The sequence below is a fragment of the Pseudomonas sp. RC2C2 genome (assembly GCF_018390435.1).
In the GTDB taxonomy this organism is placed as follows: domain Bacteria; phylum Pseudomonadota; class Gammaproteobacteria; order Pseudomonadales; family Pseudomonadaceae; genus Aquipseudomonas; species Aquipseudomonas donghuensis.
The window spans coordinates 3,032,777-3,050,545 of sequence record NZ_JAHBAX010000001.1; the positions used below are offsets into that span (position 1 = coordinate 3,032,777).

Sequence of the window (17,769 nt, forward strand, 5' to 3'; positions counted from 1 at the left end):
CCACAGTTGCGGCGCATGCAGATCCATTGTGGGAGCCGGCGTTGCCGGCGATGCTTTTCAGTCACCCAGGCTGTTGAAGTGCTCGATCATCCGCGCCGCATCCGGCTTCACCCCGCTGAACAGTTCAAACGCTTTCACCGCCTGGAACACCGCCATGTTCGCCCCGCTCAAGGTGCGGCAACCCAGGGCCCGGGCTTCGCGCAGCAGCTCGGTTTCCAGCGGGAAATAAACGATCTCCGCCACCCATAGTTCAGCCCGCAACAGCGCCTTGGGCACCGGCATGCCCGGCAGCTTGGCCATGCCCATGGGCGTGGTGTTGACCAGGCCGTCGGCGCTGGCCATGGCGCTCTGCAGATCATGGCCGACCCTGGCGCGGCTGCCTGCAAAGTGCTGGTTCACGTTATCCACAAGGGCCTGGGCGCGGGCCAGTTCGACATCGAACACCGTTAGCTGCTCGACGCCTTCTTCCAGCAGCGCATGGGCCACCGCAGCCCCGGCGCCACCTGCGCCCATCTGCACCACCTGGCGGCGCGGCGCATCGGCCAGGCCGCGACGAAAACCTTCGGCAAAACCCAGGCAATCGGTGTTGTGGCCGATGCGTTTGCCATCCTTGAACACTACGGTGTTCACCGCGCCGATGCCCCGGGCTTGCGGCGACAGTTCATTGAGCAGTGGCAAGATCGCCTGCTTGCACGGGAAGGTGATGTTAAGGCCGGTGAAGCCCATGTACTGGGCCGCAGTCAGTAGCTCTTCGAGGGCGCTGCTGTCGAGCTTGAGCTGATCCAGGTCGATCAGCCGGTACAGGTAGTGCAGGCCTTGCGCGGCGCCTTCGTGCTCGTGCAGCGCCGGGGTGCGCGAGGCCTGGATGCCGGCGCCGATAAGGCCGGCGAGGATGCCGGAAGAGGAGGCCAAAGCCATGCTGAAAACTCCGTTGTTGTTCTTGGTAATGAAGAGGGAGCGCGTCAGTTAGAAAATGTACCGAATGGTTAATTTGGTCAATTGGCCGTAGGCCCGCAGATGTGTTTTCTGTGCGCTGATCGCACAGCCTGTGCTACACATGTTGCTTTGCACCTGACCACGGAGGGAGACATGGCAACGCCGATCAACGAGCTGCAGTCGCTGGGTGAGACCTGGCCAGGCCTGGCCAACCTGACCCAGTCGATCTTCGCCGCCTTGGGTGGCCATGGTTTTCGCAATGCCTTTCGCCTCGATCATTCGCGCAGCACCTGCCTGCTACTGATCGATGGCCTGGGCTGGAACCTGCTGCAGGCGCATGCCCGGCATGCACCGTTTCTTGCCTCATTGATGCAGCCGGACAGCCACTTCAAGGTCGGGTTTCCGGCCACCACTGCGACCAGCCTGGCCTCGGTGACCTCAGGGCTGGGCAGCGGCGCCCACGGCATCGTTGGCTGCGGGTTTGCCCTGGATGAACAGACCGAACTGTCGCCGCTGACCTGGACCACGTCGCCCTTGCAGGTCGAGGCGCAGGCCAGCGTCGCGCCGCCGCCGGAGGCCTTTATCGTGCCCGCCGATGCCTGGAGCCAGGCCGCCGCGCAGGGCGTCGCCATCAGCACGGTGATGCTCGGGCGCTATGCCAACTCCGACTTCAGCCGGGCGATCTACAAGGCCGGCACGATCCTCCCGGCACCGGCCTATGACGCTTATCCGCAATTGATCAACGCCGCCCTGGCGGTGCCGGGGCCGGCGTTCTGTTTTGCCTATTTCGGCGACCTGGACTTTGCCGGGCACTTGTTCGGCCCAGGCTCCGAGGGTTGGCTCAAGCAACTGGCGATTGCCGATCAGTTGGCCCAGGCCATCGCCCGACGCTTGCCCGAACAGGCCCGGATGATGGTGATTGCCGATCACGGCATGCAAGCGCTGGACAGCGAACAGGTGCATGATTTTGACTTGGACCCCGTGCTCCAGGAAGGCGTGCGGGCGATGGCCGGGGATATTCGTGCGCGTTATCTGTATACCCACGAGCACCAGCAGGATCGTGTGCACGAACGTTGGCAGAATCGTCTCGGGGATCAATACCGGGTATTGAGCAAGGCCCAGGCAATTGCCAAGGGGCTGTTCGGCGATGTGTTGCTCAGCCAGGCGGAAGCGCGGATTGGCGATTTGATCGTGATCCCGAGCGGGGCCGGCGGGATCATTCGCAGCGAGGTGGAGAAGCACGCCAGCCAGTGGCGGGGGCACCATGGGGCGTTGACCGATGAGGATCAGCTGGTGCCGTTGTTGATGTGTTCGGGGCTTGGTTGAAGGGCCTCTATCGCTGGCAAGCCAGCTCCCTCAGGGTGGTGTGGGAGCTGGCTTGCCAGCGATGAAGCCGACGCCGACTAACGCCGAACCAGCAACACCCCACTCTCCATGTGGTGGGTATACGGAAACTGGTCGAACAACGCGCAACGCTCGATGCGATGGGTGTCGTGCAACTGGGCGATATTCGCCGCCAGGGTTTCCGGGTTGCAGGAGATGTACAGGATGTTGTCGAAGCGTCGGGTCAGCTCGCAGGTGTCCGGGTCCATGCCGGCGCGCGGCGGGTCGACGAACACGCTGGCGAACTGGTAGCTCTTGAGGTCGATGCCTTCCAGGCGGCGGAATGGCCGGACCTCGTTCAGTGCTTCGGTCAGCTCTTCAGCCGACAAACGCACCAGGCGCACGTTATCCACAGCGTTGTCGTCGAGGTTGTGCAGGGCGGCATTCACCGAGGTCTTGCTGATCTCGGTGGCCAGTACCTTGCGTACCCGGGTGGCCAGCGGCAGGGTGAAGTTGCCGTTGCCGCAGTACAGCTCAAGCAGGTCGTCCTCGCGCTCGCCCAGGGCCTCATACGCCCAGTTGAGCATCTTCTGGTTGACCGCGCCGTTGGGCTGGGTGAAGGCGCCTTCAGGCTGGCGGTAGCGGAAGGTGCGCCCGGCAATCTGCAACTCTTCGACGGCGTAATCGCGACCGATCACTACGCGCTTGCCCTTGGAGCGACCGATGATGCTCACGCCCAGGTCGCTGGCCAGTTGTTGCGCGGCGGCTTCCCAGTGCTCGTCCAGCGGGCGGTGGTAGCACAGGGTGATCATTGCATCGCCTGCCAGGGTGGTGAGGAACTCCACCTGGAACAGCTTGAAGCTCAGCGCCGAACTGGCCTGCCAGGCGGCCTTGAGCCGTGGCATCAGGTCGTTGATCTGCTGGCTGGCAATCGGGAAGTCTTCGATCAGGATCGGCGTGTACTTCTCGCCCGGGGCGAACATTGCGTAGAAGCGCTGCTCGTTTTCGCGCCACAGGCGAAACTCGGCGCGCAGGCGATAGTGCTCGCGCGGCGAGTCGAACACCGCAGGTTCGGGAGCCGCGAACGGCGCCAGCAGCTCGCGCAGGCGCGCGACCTTGGCGTCGAGCTGTTGGGTGTAGGTCGAAGGATCGAAGACAGCACTCATGCGTTGAACCAGCCCAGCTTGATGACGAACAGGATCGAGAGGATCACCAGCGCCGCGTTGAGGTCACGGGCACGGCCAGAGAGCAGCTTGATCGCGGTCCAGGCAATGAAACCGAAGGCAATGCCGTTGGCGATCGAGTAGGTCAGCGGCATGGCCAGGGCGGTAACCACCACCGGCGCGGCTTCGGTAATGTCGTCCCAGTTTATTTCAGCCAGGCCCGAAGCCATCAACACGGCGACGAACAACAGCGCAGGGGCGGTGGCGAAGGCCGGCACGCTACCGGCCAGCGGTGCGAAGAACAACGCCAGCAGGAACAGAATGGCCACGACGATGGCGGTCAGGCCGGTACGGCCACCGGCACTCACGCCGGCAGCGGATTCGATGTAGCTGGTGGTGGTCGAGGTGCCCAGCAGGGAGCCGGCCATGGCGGCGGTACTGTCGGCGATCAGCGCACGGCCCATTTTCGGCATGTGGCCGTCCTTGCGCATCAGGCCGGCGCGCTTGGCGACGCCGATCAGGGTACCGGAGTTGTCGAACAGGTCGACGAACAGGAAGGCGAAGATCACGCTGATCAGGCCGACGTCCAGTGCGCCCTTGATGTCCAGTTCCAGGAAGGTCGGCGCCAGCGACGGCGGCATCGACACCACGCCGTTGAACGGGGTGAAGCCCAGGCCGATCGAGGCCACGGTTACCGCCAGGATACCGATCAGCACCGCGCCACGGACTTTCATGGCCTCCAGCGCAACGATCAGGAAGAAGCCCAGGGTGGCGAGGATCGGCGCTGGCTTCTTCAGATCGCCCAGGCCCACCAGGGTCGCCTGGTTATCGACGACGATGCCGGCGTTGTGCAGGGCGATCAGCGCCAGGAACAGGCCGATACCGGCGGCAATCGCCGAGCGCAGCGGCAACGGGATGCTGTTGACGATCCATTCACGGATGCGAAAGATCGACAGCAGGAAGAAACACACGGCCGAGATGAACACCGCACCCAGGGCCACCTGCCAGGTGTGGCCCATGTGCAGGACCACGGTGTAGGTGAAGAAGGCGTTCAGGCCCATGCCCGGTGCCAGGGCGATCGGGTAGTTGGCGATCAGGCCCATGGTGGTCGAGCCGATGGCCGCGGCCAGGCAGGTCGCGACGAACAGCGCGCCCTTGTCCATGCCGGTCTCGCCGAGGATGCTCGGGTTGACGAACAGAATGTAGGCCATGGCCAGGAAGGTGGTCACGCCCGCGAGAATCTCGGTGCGGACATTGGTGTCGTGTGCTTTTAGTTGAAACAGCCTTTCCAGCATGCCTGCTCCCTGTGGCGCTCCCGGCGCCGTGAATGTATCGACCCAGTTAGCAAAGCACAGACTGTACCGGGAGACTGTGGTTTTTCCCTGGGTCGGAAAAAAGCCGCGCATCATACCAGCATGCTCGGGCAGCGGTAATTAATGTCGCGATACACTGCAGATATCTGCAGGTTCTGCGCCGTTCCCCCCTCACGAGACCACGCTGTGCAACTGATCGACTACCGCGACCTCACCCCGGCCCAGCACGATCGGCTGATCGACATCCAGGTGCAGCCCGAGCAACAGCGCTATGCCGGTGATATGGCCGGCGCGCTGTACATCCTGCACCGTACCGACAGCCCTGACCTGCGCGGCGTGGCGCTGCTGGTGGAGGCCGTGCCGCGTGCCTTCCTGTTGCTCCAGCGCGGGGCGTTCCTGGCGCCCTGGGCCAGGGTCGATGCCGCGACGGTCAATGCCTTGCAGGTGGATCGACGCCTGCAGGGGCGTGGTCTGGGGCGATTCTGCATGCAGGCATTGCCGGGCCTGGTGCGCGACCTGTGGCCCGCGGTGCGCTGCCTGCAGCTATCGGTGGACCCGGGCAACCACGCCGCCCTGGCCTTGTACCGGGCCACCGGCTGGGTCGACAGTGGTGATGGCTACCGCGCGCGCAAGGGGTATGAGTGTCAACTGACCCTGGCGCTGTGAGCGACTACGCTTGTTAGATACCCCGGCGGAGAGCAGTTGATGACCCACAGAGCCCTGATCGTCGTCGCCGAAGGCGTGGATGACTTGCAAAGCGTGACCCTGATCGACGTGCTGCGCCGCGCCGAACTGGAAGTAGTGGTGGCCAGCATTGAAGGCCGGCGGATGCTCACCTGTGCCCGTGGCACGCGTTTGACCGCCGACGGCATGCTGGTCGACCTGCTTGCCCAGCCGTTTGACCTGATGGTCTTGCCCGGGGGCGAAAAAGGCGCACAGCACATGACTGCCCACCAGCCGCTGGCGCAGCAGGTGAAGGATCAGGCCAAGGCCGGGAAGTTTTTTGCCGCGATCGGCGAAGGGCCCTTGGCGCTGCAGGCCTATGGCGTGTTGCGTCAGCGGCGCATGACCTGTGATCCAGGTGTCAGCCAGGGCTTGTCCGGGTGCAGTTTTGTCGATCAGCCGGTGGTGGTGGATGGTAATTGCATCACCGCGCAGGGCTCGGCGGCGGCGCTGGAGTTTGCCTTGGTGCTGGTTGAACAGGTGGCGGGGCGGGCGCTGCGCAAGCGGGTGGCAGGCCTGTTGCGGGTGTGACAGTGCTGGTCCTATCGCTGGCAAGCCAGCTCCCACAGGTTTTGCATGCACCGGACTTGTGGGAGCTGGCTTGCCAGCGATGAGGCCCCTGAGGTCAATCCTCGGGCCTGTTCTGCATATGATCGCGCCCAGCCAAGGTCGGGAACAGCTTGATCCACACCCCGGTCACCAGCAGCGTCCCGACCCCGCCCAGCACCACCGCCGGCACCGTGCCGAACCAGTGCGCCGTCACCCCCGACTCGAACTCACCGAGCTGGTTCGACGCACCGATGAACAGCCCGTTCACCGCACTCACCCGGCCCCGCATCTCGTCCGGGGTCTCCAGTTGCACGAAGGCGCCGCGAATCACCATGCTGATCATGTCGGCGGCACCCAGCACCGCCAGCACGGCCAGGGAAAACCAGAACGAAGTGGACAGGCCAAAGGCGATGGTCGCCACGCCAAACACGCCGACGGCAGTGAACATCACCCGCCCGACCTTGCGCTCCACCGGGAAGCGCGCCAGCCATAGCGACATCAGCAAGGCGCCCACCGCCGGCGCCGAGCGCAGCAGGCCCAGGCCCCATGGGCCGGTGAGCAGGATGTCCTTGGCAAACACCGGCAGCAGTGCGGTGGCGCCGCCCAGCAGCACGGCGAACAGGTCCAGGGAGATGGCGCCGAGAATGTCCGGGCGGCTGCGGATAAAGCGAATCCCGGCCATCAACGATTCGAGGCTGGCGCGGCCCTGGTTGCCCGGTTGCTGACGGGAGACCAGGCCCAGGGTCAGTACACAGGCGATCAGGTACAGCGCCACCGTCGGCCCATACACCCAGACGCTGCCGAAGGCATACAGAAAGCCGCCTACCGCCGGCGCCACGATCGTTGCTGCCTGCATCGCCGAGGCAGAAGCGGCCACTGCACGCGGGAACAGCTCGGAAGGCACCACGTTCGGCAGCAGCGCCTGAGTTGCCGGCATTTCGAACGAGCGTGCGCTGCCGAGCAAAAACGCCAACAGGAAGATCAGTTCGCGGCTGACACTGTTGGTGCTGCTGGCAACCACCAGCACCAGGGCGATCATGGCCTGGGCGCTCTGGCACAAGGCCGCGACCCGGCGCCGGTCATAACGGTCGGCAACGTGCCCGGTGTGCAGCATGAACAGCACCCGCGGGGCGAACTCCACCAGGCCCACCAGGCCCAGGTCGAGGACATTGCCGGTCAACTGGTAAAGGTGCCAGCCGATCGCCACGGTGAGCATCTGGAAACCACTGGCGGTAAACACCCGGGCCAGCCAGAAGGCCAGGAAGGGACGGTGATGACGCAGTAGCAGAACAGGGTCTGACATCGGCGAAACAGAGCCTCGGCGAAGGGATCGGCGGTGCAGATTATCATCACTTTGTAACAGTAGGTTGCGAGGAGTTCGGCCTGCGTGCGGTTAGCGCACTGTTTTAGGGCGCGGTAAAGGGGGTGAGACAACCGGTCACGCGGCAATCAACCACACAAGCGCGCAGGCCGTTCAGGACTATCCTTTCAGGCAACCGTTGATCTGGATCAATTGTTTCATTTGCAACGGTAGGGCCAGACGGCCGAATTCCCTGCGATGTGATGTTTACAGAACAATTCCAACTTGCCGCACTCAACTACCGTGGGGGCAGTTGGCGCCAAGGCCATCGCCTGACGCCGGATTACCTGACAGAGGAAGCACTATGTTCGGATTAGAGGCTCTAGATCTCGCCCGAATTCAGTTCGCGTTTACCGTGTCCTTTCACATCCTGTTCCCGGCCATCACCATTGGCCTGGCGAGCTACCTGGCTGTTCTCGAAGGGTTGTGGCTGAAAACCAACAACAGCGTCTACCGTGACCTTTACCATTTCTGGTCGAAAATCTTTGCCGTCAACTTCGGCATGGGGGTGGTCTCCGGCCTGGTCATGGCTTACCAGTTCGGCACCAACTGGAGCAAGTTCTCCGACTTCGCCGGCTCCGTCACCGGCCCGCTGCTCACGTATGAAGTACTCACGGCCTTCTTCCTCGAGGCCGGTTTCCTTGGCGTCATGCTCTTTGGCTGGAACCGTGTCGGCCGTGGCCTGCACTTCTTCGCCACGGTCATGGTGGCCATCGGCACCTTGATCTCGACCTTCTGGATCCTTGCTTCCAACAGCTGGATGCAGACCCCGCAGGGCTACGAAATCGTCAACGGCGTGGTCGTTCCGGTGGACTGGTTCGCAGTGATCTTCAACCCGTCGTTCCCCTACCGACTGGCGCACATGGCGACGGCCGCCTTTGTGGCTACGGCGTTCTTCGTCGGCGCTTCGGCAGCCTGGCACCTGTTGCGCGGCCGCGATAACCCGGCGATCCGCAAGATGCTGTCGATGGCCATGTGGATGGCCCTGATCGTGGCCCCGGTACAGGCAGTGATCGGCGACTTCCACGGCCTCAACACCCTCAAGCACCAGCCGGTGAAGATTGCTGCGATCGAAGGCCACTGGGAAAACGTGCCGGGCGAACCGACCCCGTTGATCCTCTTCGGCATCCCCGACATGCAGGCCGAGACCACCCGCTTCAAGCTGGAAATCCCGGCGCTGGGCAGCCTGATTCTGACCCACAGCCTGGACAAGCAAGTGCCGGCGATGAAGGAATTCCCGAAAGAAGACCGGCCTAACTCGACCATCGTGTTCTGGTCGTTCCGGGTCATGGTCGGCCTAGGTATGCTGATGATCTTCGTCGGCCTCTGGAGCTTGTGGCTGCGCAAAAGCGACAAGCTCTACAGCTCGCGGCCGTTCCTGTACCTGACCCTGTGGATGGGGCCGTCCGGCCTGATCGCGATCCTCGCCGGCTGGTTCACCACCGAGATCGGTCGCCAGCCCTGGGTGGTCTACGGCCTGATGCGTACCGCCGATGGCGCTTCGAACCACAGCTACGGCCAGCTCGGCCTGACCCTGGTGATGTTCGTGGTGGTCTACTTCGCGCTGTTTGGCACTGGCCTGGGCTACATGATGCGCCTGGTGCGCAAAGGGCCGAAAACCGGTGAAGGCGACGAGACCAATCCCGGTGGCCCTGGCCAGCAACGCACCCCCGCCCGGCCGCTGTCCGCCGCCGATGACGACCATGACAATGGCGAGCCCGCCAGCCTGAACAAGGGGAACTGAATCATGGGCATTGATCTTCCGCTTATCTGGGCCATCATCATCATCTTCGGCATCATGATGTACGTGGTCATGGACGGCTTCGACCTGGGCATCGGCATTCTCTTTCCCTTCGTCAAGGGCGAGCAGGACCGCGATGTGATGATGAACACCGTGGCGCCGGTCTGGGACGGTAACGAAACCTGGCTGGTGCTCGGTGGTGCGGCGCTGTTCGGCGCCTTCCCGCTGGCCTACGCAGTGGTGCTCTCGGCGTTGTACCTGCCGTTGATGCTGATGCTGGTCGGGCTGATCTTTCGCGGCGTGGCCTTCGAGTTCCGCTTCAAGGCCACTGCGGCCAAGCGCCACCTGTGGGACAAGGCGTTCATCGGCGGCTCGCTGGCGGCGACCTTCTTCCAGGGCGTGGCGCTGGGCGCCTTCATCGAAGGCTTCGAGGTGGTCGATCGCAACTACGCTGGCGGCAGCCTCGACTGGTTGACCCCGTTCAGCCTGTTCTGCGGCCTGGGCCTGATCGTCGCCTACGCCTTGCTCGGCTGCACCTGGCTGATCATGAAGACCGAAGGCAAACTGCAGCTGCAGATGCATGACCTGGCGCGCCCGCTGGCCCTGGTGCTGCTGGCGGTGACCGGTATCGTCAGCATCTGGACGCCGCTGGCCCATCCGGACATTGCCGAGCGCTGGTTCAGCCTGCCGAACCTGTTCTGGTTCCTGCCGGTGCCAATCCTGGTGCTGGTGACCCTCTACGGTTTGCTCCGGGCGGTGGCGCGTAATGCTCACTACACCCCGTTCCTGCTGACCCTGGTGCTGATCTTCCTTGGTTATAGCGGCCTGGGCATCAGCCTGTGGCCGAACATCATCCCGCCGTCGATCTCGATCTGGGATGCTGCTGCGCCACCGCAGAGCCAGGGCTTCATGCTGGTCGGGACCTTGTTCATCATCCCGTTCATCCTCGGTTACACCTTCTGGAGCTACTACGTGTTCCGCGGCAAGGTGACCCACGAAGATGGTTACCACTAGGGGAGCATGGCAATGACTGGCAAAGGCACGATTGACGAAGAGAAGAAACCGCTCTGGCAGCGCCTGGGCTGGTTGGCGCTGATCTGGGTGGGCAGTGTGCTGAGCCTGGCCCTGGTGGCCTGGCTGATGCGCCTGTTCATGAGTGCGGCCGGACTGAGCACGCACTGAAACGATATTTCCCATCCCGCCTTGCGGCGGATTTACAGCCCTTCGCAGCGTCAGCTGCGGAGGGTTTTTTTTAGGGCCTCATCGCTGGCAAGCCAGCTCCCACAGGGCCAGTGGACACCGGTCTATTGTGGGAGCTGGCTTGCCAGCGATGCAGGTGACGCGGTGCTGGTTTATTTACGCGCCTTGAGCACCACGAACTTCGGCGTCGCCGCCACCTGCTCGACCCCGCGGAACAAGCGCGCCAGCTTGCTGTGATACCCCAGGTGACGGTTGCCGACGATGTACAGTGCGCCGCCGACCACCAATGCCTCACGAGCCTGCTGGAACATCCGCCAGGCGAGGAAGTCGCCGACCACCTGCTGCTGGTGGAACGGCGGATTGCACAGCACCACATCCAGCGACTGTGCCGGCTGCCCGGCCAGGCCGTCGTCAGCGCGTACAGTGACTTCACGCTGGCCCAGCGCCACCTGCCAGTTCTCCAGTGCCGATTGCACCGCCATGTACGATTCATCGACCAGGGTGTACTGCGCCTGCGGGTTGGCCAGGGCGCTGGCGATCGCCAGCACGCCGTTGCCGCAGCCCAGGTCCGCGACCCGTGCATCGCCGAGGTCTTTGGGCAGGTGCGGCAGGAACGCCCGGGTACCGATATCCAGGCCTTCGCGGCAGAACACGTTGGCGTGGTTGAGCAGCTCAAGGTGTGGCGCGTCGAGTTGATAGCGGGTCGGGTAAGGGGAGGTGAACGCCGGCTTTGGCTCGAAGGTGGCAATCAGCAGCCGGGCCTTTTTCTTCGCCAGCGATGCCTGCACCGGGCCGATATACTTCTCCAGCAGATCACCCGCCGCGCGGGGCAGGTGCTTGATCATGGCGCCGGCAACCACTTGCGCGCCGGGCGTCAGTTGGCCCTGCAAGCGGATCAGTTGCTCCTCGAGCAACGCCAGGGTCTTGGGCACACGTACCAGCACCCGGTCGAACGGCCCCTGCCACGGCTTGCTGGCCGCCACGAACGGTACTGCATCGAAGGCCAGGCCGTTACGCACCAGGTTCTTTTCCAGGGCCAGATGCGCCAGGTGCGAATCACCGCTGCTGAGCACCGCTACATGGGGGGCCAGGCTGGTGGCCAGGGCACCGAAGCTGTCATTGAGCACCAGCACCCGGGTACTCGCCGTCGGTGACTGCTCGGCCAGGTGCTCCAGCAAATACTCGTCGGCAGCATCGAAGGCTTGCAGGGGGTCGTTGGCTTGCTCGGGCTGGCGAAGCAGGTCGAGTTCGGCGAAAGGGCTGGTCAGCAGGGGCATGGTGTAAGGCTCTGGGGCATTGATGTGCGCGCGTGGCGCGCTCTACAGGGCCGTGATTCTACCGTGCTTTGCAGGGGGACGGGGCTGTTGGCTCAGATCAGGCCACGCATCGCCGCAATGGCGATCGCGCCGGCTTTGTTGCTCGCGTTGGTTTTGCTGATGATGCTGCGGATGTGAAAGTTCACCGTGCTCTGCGACAGCGAAAGGATGCAGGCGATATCGGCGGCGGTCTTGCCGGCGGCAGACCATTTCAGTACTTCGGTCTCCCGCGTGGATAAATTGCAGGACGGTGTTTCGTGCCCCGGCTGCCGGTCAATCATCAGCGTATGCAGCAGGTTGCACAGCCAGATCGTCTGGCCGGCCTTGTCGTAGAGCTCTTCGAGGCTGATTGCTTGTTGGCTGCGGGCGACGCTGAGCATGCTTTCGTTGTGACGCATATCGTGTGCCGACTGGCTCCAGCCATGGCGCAGACCGTGGGATTGGGCGTCTTCCCAGAATTGAGGCGTCTCTCGGAACAGGTCATCGCACCACAGGATCGGCATTAGCGAACGATGGCCGTGGGCGACGATTGGGTCGATGTCCAGGTAGTTGCAGCGTTGGTAGTGTTCGTTCCAGGCGTCGGGATAATTGTTGAAGGTTCTTAGTTGAGGCGCCAGAGTCGCGATCTGCACGCGCATGCCGAAGGCCAGGTACTCCATGCCCAATTGCTGGGCCAGGGAAACCGCGAGCTCAAACATCCGTTGTTCGTCGGTTTCACCCAGCAACTGCTCTAGCTGCTGTTCTTTCCAGTGCGGCATGGGGCCAGTCTCTCGTTGATGGATCCAACAACTGAATAAAGGTGGAAAGTAGTGTAGGAAATGTCCCACGATTTTGTTGGGTTTTTTGGCTATAGAAATGTGAACATTTCTACAGGGATGTTCTTTAGCACACAGTGGCGTAGTTGTTTGATATCAGTTTGAAATCAATGGGCTATCACTGGTACTGACCACGCCACTGGTCGATGCCACTACAAACCAACGGTGTTTATCCCGCAGCGTTTGCGCGACACTGGGCCATCTTTTCTTTGGAGCGAGTCATGACTGCCAGTGCTGAAAAGTTCACCCGCCAGACGCTGCTCGACGTCCAGCCACTGACCCCCAGCCTGTTCAGCCTGCGTACCAGCCGCGACCAGGGCTTTCGTTTTCGTGCCGGCCAGTTCGCTCGCCTAGGGGTGACCAAGGCTGACGGCAGCGTGGTCTGGCGCGCTTATTCGATGGTGTCCTCGCCATTCGACGAGCACTTGGATTTCTTTTCCATCGTGGTGCCGGGCGGTGAGTTCACCAGTGAACTGAGCCGACTGGGCGAAGGCGACAGCCTGCTGATCGATCGCCAGGCCTTTGGTTACCTGACCCTCGACCGCTTTGTCGACGGCCGCGACCTGTGGCTGCTGGCAACCGGCACCGGTATTGCGCCGTTCCTGTCGATCCTCCAGGACTTCGAGGTGTGGGAGCGCTTCGAATCGATCAAGCTGGTCTACTCGGTGCGCGAAGCCCGGGAGCTGGCGTACCTGGAGCTGATCGCGGGCCTTGAGCAACGCGACTACCTGGCGGAATTTGCCGGCAAGCTGCAGTTCATCCCGATCGTTACCCGTGAACAGCATCCCGGCGCCCTGAACCTGCGCATCACCACCCTGATCGAGAATGGCGATCTGGAACGCGCAGCAGGCCTGGCGCTGACCCCGGAACATTCGCGGGTGATGCTCTGCGGCAACCCGCAGATGGTCGATGACACCCGCAAAGTGCTCAAACAACGCGACATGAACCTCAGCCTCAGCCGCCGCCCCGGCCAGGTAGCCGTCGAGACCTACTGGTAAGCCGCAAGCAAAACGGCGCCCGCAGGCGCCGTTTTTTTATCCCTGCACTCAGGGTTGCCGATTCTGCGCCTTGAGCAGGTCGCGGATCTCGGTGAGCAGCTCTTCTTCTTTGCTGGGTACCGGCGGCAGGGTGGGTGCGGCGGCTTCTTCGCGTTTCAGGCGGTTGATGACCTTGATGCCCATGAAGATCGCGAAGGCGACGATGATGAAGTCGAGGATGGTCTGAATGAATTTGCCATAGGCCATTACCACGGCCGGTATGTCGCCTTCGGCGGCTTTGAGGGTTACCGCCAGGTCACTGAAATCGACGCCGCCGATCAGCAGACCGATCGGTGGCATGATCACATCACCTACGAAAGATGAAACGATTTTGCCAAAGGCGGCACCGATAATGATACCGACGGCCATATCGACGACATTCCCTTTGACCGCGAAGGCCTTGAATTCACTGAGCACGCCCATGGTTTATTCCTTGTAACAGATGAGATTGGTAAACGCAGTGTAAATCAGCTATGCGCTTCATGCTCCGCGCTGCTGCAACAGACTGCGGTTATACCGAATAGTTTTGTGGTTTTCTGTGCCCGCCCAGGCTGTCGAGGTCGGCTATGATGGTGCCTTTTTCCAGAGGACCGTCCCATGGCCAAGGCCAAGCGCATGTACGGCTGCACCGAGTGCGGCGCCACCTTCCCGAAATGGGCCGGGCAATGCGCTGAATGCGGCGCCTGGAACACCCTGGTCGAGACCGTGCTGGAAAGCGGCGCCGCCGCGGCCCCCAGCGGGCGCACCGGCTGGGCTGGGCAACAGGCGCAGATCAAGACCCTGGCCGAAGTCAGTGTCGAAGAAATCCCGCGCTTCACCACCGCCAGCGCCGAACTGGACCGGGTGCTCGGCGGCGGCCTGGTCGATGGCTCGGTGGTGCTGATCGGTGGCGACCCGGGGATCGGCAAGTCGACCATCCTCCTGCAGACCCTGTGCGCCATCGCCACGCGCATGTCGGCGCTGTATGTCACCGGCGAAGAGTCGCAACAACAGGTGGCGATGCGTGCCCGGCGCCTGGGCCTGCCCCAGGACAAACTGCGGGTGATGACCGAAACCTGCATCGAAACCATTATCGCCACGGCGCGGGTCGAGAAGCCCAAGGTGATGGTCATCGACTCGATCCAGACCATCTTCACCGAACAGTTGCAGTCGGCTCCCGGCGGCGTTTCCCAGGTGCGCGAGAGTGCGGCGTTGCTGGTGCGCTATGCCAAGCAGAGCGGCACGGCGATCTTCCTGGTCGGTCACGTGACCAAGGAAGGCGCGCTGGCCGGGCCGCGCGTGCTCGAGCACATGGTCGATACCGTGCTGTATTTCGAGGGCGAGTCCGACGGCCGCCTGCGCCTGTTACGCGCGGTGAAGAACCGTTTTGGCGCGGTCAACGAGCTGGGTGTATTCGGCATGACCGACCGTGGCTTGAAGGAAGTTTCCAACCCGTCGGCGATCTTTCTCACGCGTGCCCAGGAAGAGGTGCCGGGCAGTGTGGTCATGGCCACTTGGGAAGGCACCCGGCCGATGCTGGTGGAGGTACAGGCGCTGGTCGATGACAGCCACCTGTCCAACCCGCGGCGGGTTACCCTCGGCCTGGACCAGAACCGCCTGGCGATGCTTCTGGCGGTGCTGCATCGCCATGGCGGCATCCCTACCCACGACCAGGACGTATTCCTCAACGTGGTCGGCGGGGTCAAGGTGCTGGAGACAGCCTCCGACCTGGCGCTGATGGCGGCGATCATGTCCAGCCTGCGCAACCGCCCGCTGGACAACGGCCTGCTGGTGTTTGGCGAGGTCGGCCTGTCCGGCGAAGTACGCCCGGTACCCAGTGGCCAGGAGCGTCTGAAGGAAGCGGCCAAGCATGGCTTCAAGCGTGCCATCGTGCCCAAGGGCAACGCACCGAAGGAAGCGCCGCCCGGATTGCAGGTGATTGCCGTGACCCGGCTTGAGCAGGCACTGGACGCGCTGTTCGAGTGACCTGCGCACCCCGGCGCGTGCAAGGCTTGCCGGGGTGAAGTTGCAAGTGATTCTCACTAACGAGTAGCATACCGCCTTCTTCCGGCCATCCACAGGGAGTTCGCGTGGCGGAGTCCGACTTGAAGCGGCTGTTCCTCAAGCACGCGAAAACCTTGCAGGGGGTGTTGACGCGCAAGGTGCGTGATCCGCAACTGGCTGCCGACCTGGTGCAGGAGAGCTTTCTGCGCCTGGCCGAGCAACAGGGCCATGAACGGATCGACAACACCCCGGCCTATCTCTATCGCACTGCGCACAATCTGATGATCGATCATGTTCGTCAGCAGCAACGGCGCAAGACCGATTCGGTGCCTCACGAGGCACTGGAAACCATCGTCGAAGACCGCCCGGGCCTGGATGAACATGCCGCCACTGAACAGCACATGCGCCGCCTGCGCAGGGCGCTGGCCGACTTGCCGCCGCGTACCCAGGACGTGTTCCGCCTTAACCGCCTGGAAGGCATGACTCACGCCGAGGTGGCGCGCGCGCTGGACATTTCCGACAGCTCGGTGCAGAAGCATCTGGCCAAGGCCTTGGCCTATGTGATGCAGTGTCTGCAGGAACCAGGATGACGAACGGTTTACTGGGAAATGCGCCTTCAGACGTCAGCACTCACATAACCAGAACTCGAGAGAACCGTGTGACCAGCCAGAACTCGCCAGAGCAAGCCATTCGCGAGCAGGCCGCCGAGTGGGCGGTGCTGCTCAGCGCCGGCCCGTTGAGAACCGAGCAGGAGCAGGCGCTGGCGCGCTGGTTGGCCAGTGATCCGCGCCATGCCCAGGCGCTGGCGTTTGCCCAGGCGACCTGGGCCGACCTTGGCCGTCTTGGCTCGCTTGACCAGGGTGCGCCAAGGGCGTCGCTTGCCGTGGCCCGTCCACTGGCCGGGCGCCGACGCCGTTCACGCTTGCGCTGGGCATTGAGCGCTACGGCTGCATGGGTGCTGGCGGTTGTCGCTGTGGATCAGTTGCCCAGCGTTTCCTTGGCATTGCACGCCGATTACGCAACGGCCAAAGGTGAAGTGCGCCGGGTGAGTTTGCCCGATGGCAGCCAGGTCGACCTGGACAGTCACAGTGGCATCGAGCTGGCCTACAGCGACAGCGAACGTCGTGTGCGCCTGTTGGCCGGTGAAGCGGTGTTTACTGTTGCGCCGGTCTCCGGCACCGAACAACGGCCTTTCGTGGTCGAGCGGGCAGGGGGCAGCAGCCGTGCCCTGGGCACGCGTTTCGTGGTGGGCCCCGAGCCTGATGGCGGCACCTGGGTCGGCATGCTCGAGCACAGTGTTGCGGTTACCTTGCAGGACGCCGCGCAAACGGGCAGCGGCGAGCAGTTGCTCAAGGAAGGTCAGAGCCTGCGCTACGACACGACCCACGGTATTCGCCTGTGGCCTGAGCAGGACGTGCGTCGTGCCACCGCTTGGCAGCGCGGCGTGCTGGTGTTCGAGCGCGAACCGCTGGCTGAGGTGGCCGCGCAACTCAATCGCTATCGTAGCGGGCACCTGCTGATCACCGATCAGGCCCTGGCACGGCGTGAAGTCAGCGGCATGTTTCGTCTGGATAACCTGGACGCCGCGCTGGGCCTGCTGACCGATGAACTCAAGGTCAGTCGGCTGGATCTGCCGGGGCTGACCCTGATCTATTGAGTGCCTTGGCGGGCGATTGTCGGCAGCGGTTTTTTCCACGAAACTGGCGTTTTCACGATGATCTGAAGGCAGGGATATGGCCAGTGGTTTTCTCGCGTGTATTGCTTCATCCCTCTCCGGCGCCTTGCTGCTCGGATTGTGCAGCACTCAGGTGCTGGCGGCCGACGACAACCTGGTGCAGTTCGACCCCGCCACCTGCGAGTTCGGTGCACCGCTTGAGCCTTACTTCGACAAGGCGATTGCCAAGCGTCAGGCCCTGCCTGCCGAGGCGCAGGAAGAGGAGGTGAGCTACCCGGTCGACCTGCCCTTCCATGGCATCAAGGTCACGGCGGTATTCATCGGCTATGAATGGCACGGGATCTATTTTGATGCGCCGCCCGATCAGGTACGTATGCTGTTTCGCAAACTGGGCTACCGGGTGGCCGAAGACGGTGACATGTCGGCCAGCGGCGATGAGGTTGCGGTGACGGCATCGATCATCGAAAACAGCGGCAAGGACCGTAAACAAGGGCAATCGGCGCTCACCTGCGGCGTCTGATGTTCACGGGTTAAATTTCTTTTGAAATTTCTTTACTGACTTTCCCCACGTTGCACGTCTGTTTGTTGAGATTGATTTTCATTACTAGAAAACGCCAACACAGCGAGCAACAGAC

Annotated in this window: 18 protein-coding genes; 11 read left to right on the forward strand and 7 right to left on the reverse strand. The window is 62.9% G+C overall.

The window, feature by feature from the left end; genetic code table 11:
* Window positions 1–57: 57 nt before the first annotated feature.
* Window positions 58–918, reverse strand: a complete 861-nt coding sequence (locus KHO53_RS13930; RefSeq protein ID WP_026001507.1) for a shikimate dehydrogenase — start codon at window positions 916–918, stop codon at window positions 58–60.
* A gap of 171 nt (window positions 919–1,089) precedes the next feature.
* On the opposite strand from KHO53_RS13930, the gene KHO53_RS13935 reads away from it, so the two are divergent.
* On the forward strand, window positions 1,090–2,262 hold the full coding sequence (locus tag KHO53_RS13935; protein WP_213570422.1) for an alkaline phosphatase family protein: 1,173 nt from the start codon (window positions 1,090–1,092) through the stop codon (window positions 2,260–2,262).
* Between the two features lie 77 nt (window positions 2,263–2,339).
* Here the strand turns inward: KHO53_RS13935 and trmA are convergent, their stop codons facing one another.
* Both trmA and KHO53_RS13945 read right to left on the reverse strand, forming a co-directional pair.
* Entirely contained in the window at window positions 2,340–3,425 is a 1,086-nt protein-coding gene (trmA, locus tag KHO53_RS13940) for a tRNA (uridine(54)-C5)-methyltransferase TrmA (protein ID WP_036993770.1), read from the reverse strand.
* Window positions 3,422–4,717, reverse strand: a complete 1,296-nt coding sequence (locus KHO53_RS13945) for an NCS2 family permease (RefSeq protein WP_010226435.1) — start codon at window positions 4,715–4,717, stop codon at window positions 3,422–3,424. The genes trmA and KHO53_RS13945 overlap by 4 nt, the downstream gene beginning before the upstream one ends.
* Before the next feature lie 204 nt (window positions 4,718–4,921).
* Between KHO53_RS13945 and KHO53_RS13950 the strand changes: the two genes are divergently transcribed.
* Both KHO53_RS13950 and KHO53_RS13955 read left to right on the forward strand, forming a co-directional pair.
* Window positions 4,922–5,401, forward strand: a complete 480-nt coding sequence (locus KHO53_RS13950) for a GNAT family N-acetyltransferase (protein ID WP_213570423.1) — start codon at window positions 4,922–4,924, stop codon at window positions 5,399–5,401.
* Between the two features lie 39 nt (window positions 5,402–5,440).
* A complete protein-coding gene (locus tag KHO53_RS13955; RefSeq protein WP_010226432.1) occupies window positions 5,441–5,989 on the forward strand; it encodes a DJ-1 family glyoxalase III in 549 nt (182 codons plus the stop codon).
* A gap of 94 nt (window positions 5,990–6,083) precedes the next feature.
* On the opposite strand, the gene KHO53_RS13960 is transcribed toward KHO53_RS13955, so the two are convergent.
* Window positions 6,084–7,310 (reverse strand): MFS transporter, encoded by a 1,227-nt coding sequence (locus KHO53_RS13960; protein WP_010226430.1) that lies wholly within the window; start codon window positions 7,308–7,310, stop codon window positions 6,084–6,086.
* 361 nt (window positions 7,311–7,671) lie between these two features.
* Here KHO53_RS13960 and KHO53_RS13965 point away from each other — a divergent pair, with 361 nt between their 5' ends.
* From KHO53_RS13965 to KHO53_RS13975, 3 genes are read left to right on the forward strand one after another with little or no spacing between them, the layout of a single operon-like run.
* Window positions 7,672–9,111, forward strand: coding sequence for a cytochrome ubiquinol oxidase subunit I (locus tag KHO53_RS13965; RefSeq protein WP_036993776.1), 1,440 nt, complete (start codon window positions 7,672–7,674; stop codon window positions 9,109–9,111).
* A gap of 3 nt (window positions 9,112–9,114) precedes the next feature.
* Window positions 9,115–10,122, forward strand: coding sequence for a cytochrome d ubiquinol oxidase subunit II (gene cydB / locus KHO53_RS13970; RefSeq protein WP_010226427.1), 1,008 nt, complete (start codon window positions 9,115–9,117; stop codon window positions 10,120–10,122).
* Between the two features lie 12 nt (window positions 10,123–10,134).
* The gene (locus KHO53_RS13975; RefSeq protein WP_010226425.1) at window positions 10,135–10,290 is read left to right on the forward strand and encodes a DUF2474 domain-containing protein; all 156 of its coding nucleotides are present in this window, start codon (window positions 10,135–10,137) and stop codon (window positions 10,288–10,290) included.
* 170 nt (window positions 10,291–10,460) lie between these two features.
* Here KHO53_RS13975 and KHO53_RS13980 read toward each other — a convergent pair whose 3' ends face one another.
* Window positions 10,461–11,585, reverse strand: a complete 1,125-nt coding sequence (locus KHO53_RS13980) for a methyltransferase (protein WP_036993779.1) — start codon at window positions 11,583–11,585, stop codon at window positions 10,461–10,463.
* Between the two features lie 92 nt (window positions 11,586–11,677).
* Window positions 11,678–12,382 (reverse strand): autoinducer binding domain-containing protein, encoded by a 705-nt coding sequence (locus tag KHO53_RS13985; RefSeq protein ID WP_213570424.1) that lies wholly within the window; start codon window positions 12,380–12,382, stop codon window positions 11,678–11,680.
* Between the two features lie 278 nt (window positions 12,383–12,660).
* Between KHO53_RS13985 and KHO53_RS13990 the strand changes: the two genes are divergently transcribed.
* Complete coding sequence (locus KHO53_RS13990; protein WP_010226420.1) at window positions 12,661–13,437, forward strand: ferredoxin--NADP reductase; 777 nt, start codon at window positions 12,661–12,663, stop codon at window positions 13,435–13,437.
* 48 nt (window positions 13,438–13,485) lie between these two features.
* Here the strand turns inward: KHO53_RS13990 and mscL are convergent, their stop codons facing one another.
* Window positions 13,486–13,899, reverse strand: a complete 414-nt coding sequence (gene mscL, locus KHO53_RS13995) for a large-conductance mechanosensitive channel protein MscL (protein ID WP_010226419.1) — start codon at window positions 13,897–13,899, stop codon at window positions 13,486–13,488.
* 174 nt (window positions 13,900–14,073) lie between these two features.
* On the opposite strand from mscL, the gene radA reads away from it, so the two are divergent.
* The 4 genes from radA to KHO53_RS14015 all read left to right on the forward strand — a co-directional run bounded on the left by radA (window position 14,074) and on the right by KHO53_RS14015 (window position 17,654).
* Window positions 14,074–15,441 (forward strand): DNA repair protein RadA, encoded by a 1,368-nt coding sequence (gene radA / locus KHO53_RS14000; RefSeq protein ID WP_010226418.1) that lies wholly within the window; start codon window positions 14,074–14,076, stop codon window positions 15,439–15,441.
* A gap of 104 nt (window positions 15,442–15,545) precedes the next feature.
* Window positions 15,546–16,049, forward strand: a complete 504-nt coding sequence (locus tag KHO53_RS14005) for an RNA polymerase sigma factor (protein WP_010226417.1) — start codon at window positions 15,546–15,548, stop codon at window positions 16,047–16,049.
* Window positions 16,050–16,117: 68 nt separating this feature from the next.
* Window positions 16,118–17,116, forward strand: coding sequence for a FecR family protein (locus KHO53_RS14010; RefSeq protein ID WP_010226416.1), 999 nt, complete (start codon window positions 16,118–16,120; stop codon window positions 17,114–17,116).
* Between the two features lie 76 nt (window positions 17,117–17,192).
* Complete coding sequence (locus KHO53_RS14015) at window positions 17,193–17,654, forward strand: hypothetical protein (RefSeq protein ID WP_010226415.1); 462 nt, start codon at window positions 17,193–17,195, stop codon at window positions 17,652–17,654.
* Window positions 17,655–17,769 lie beyond the last annotated feature (115 nt).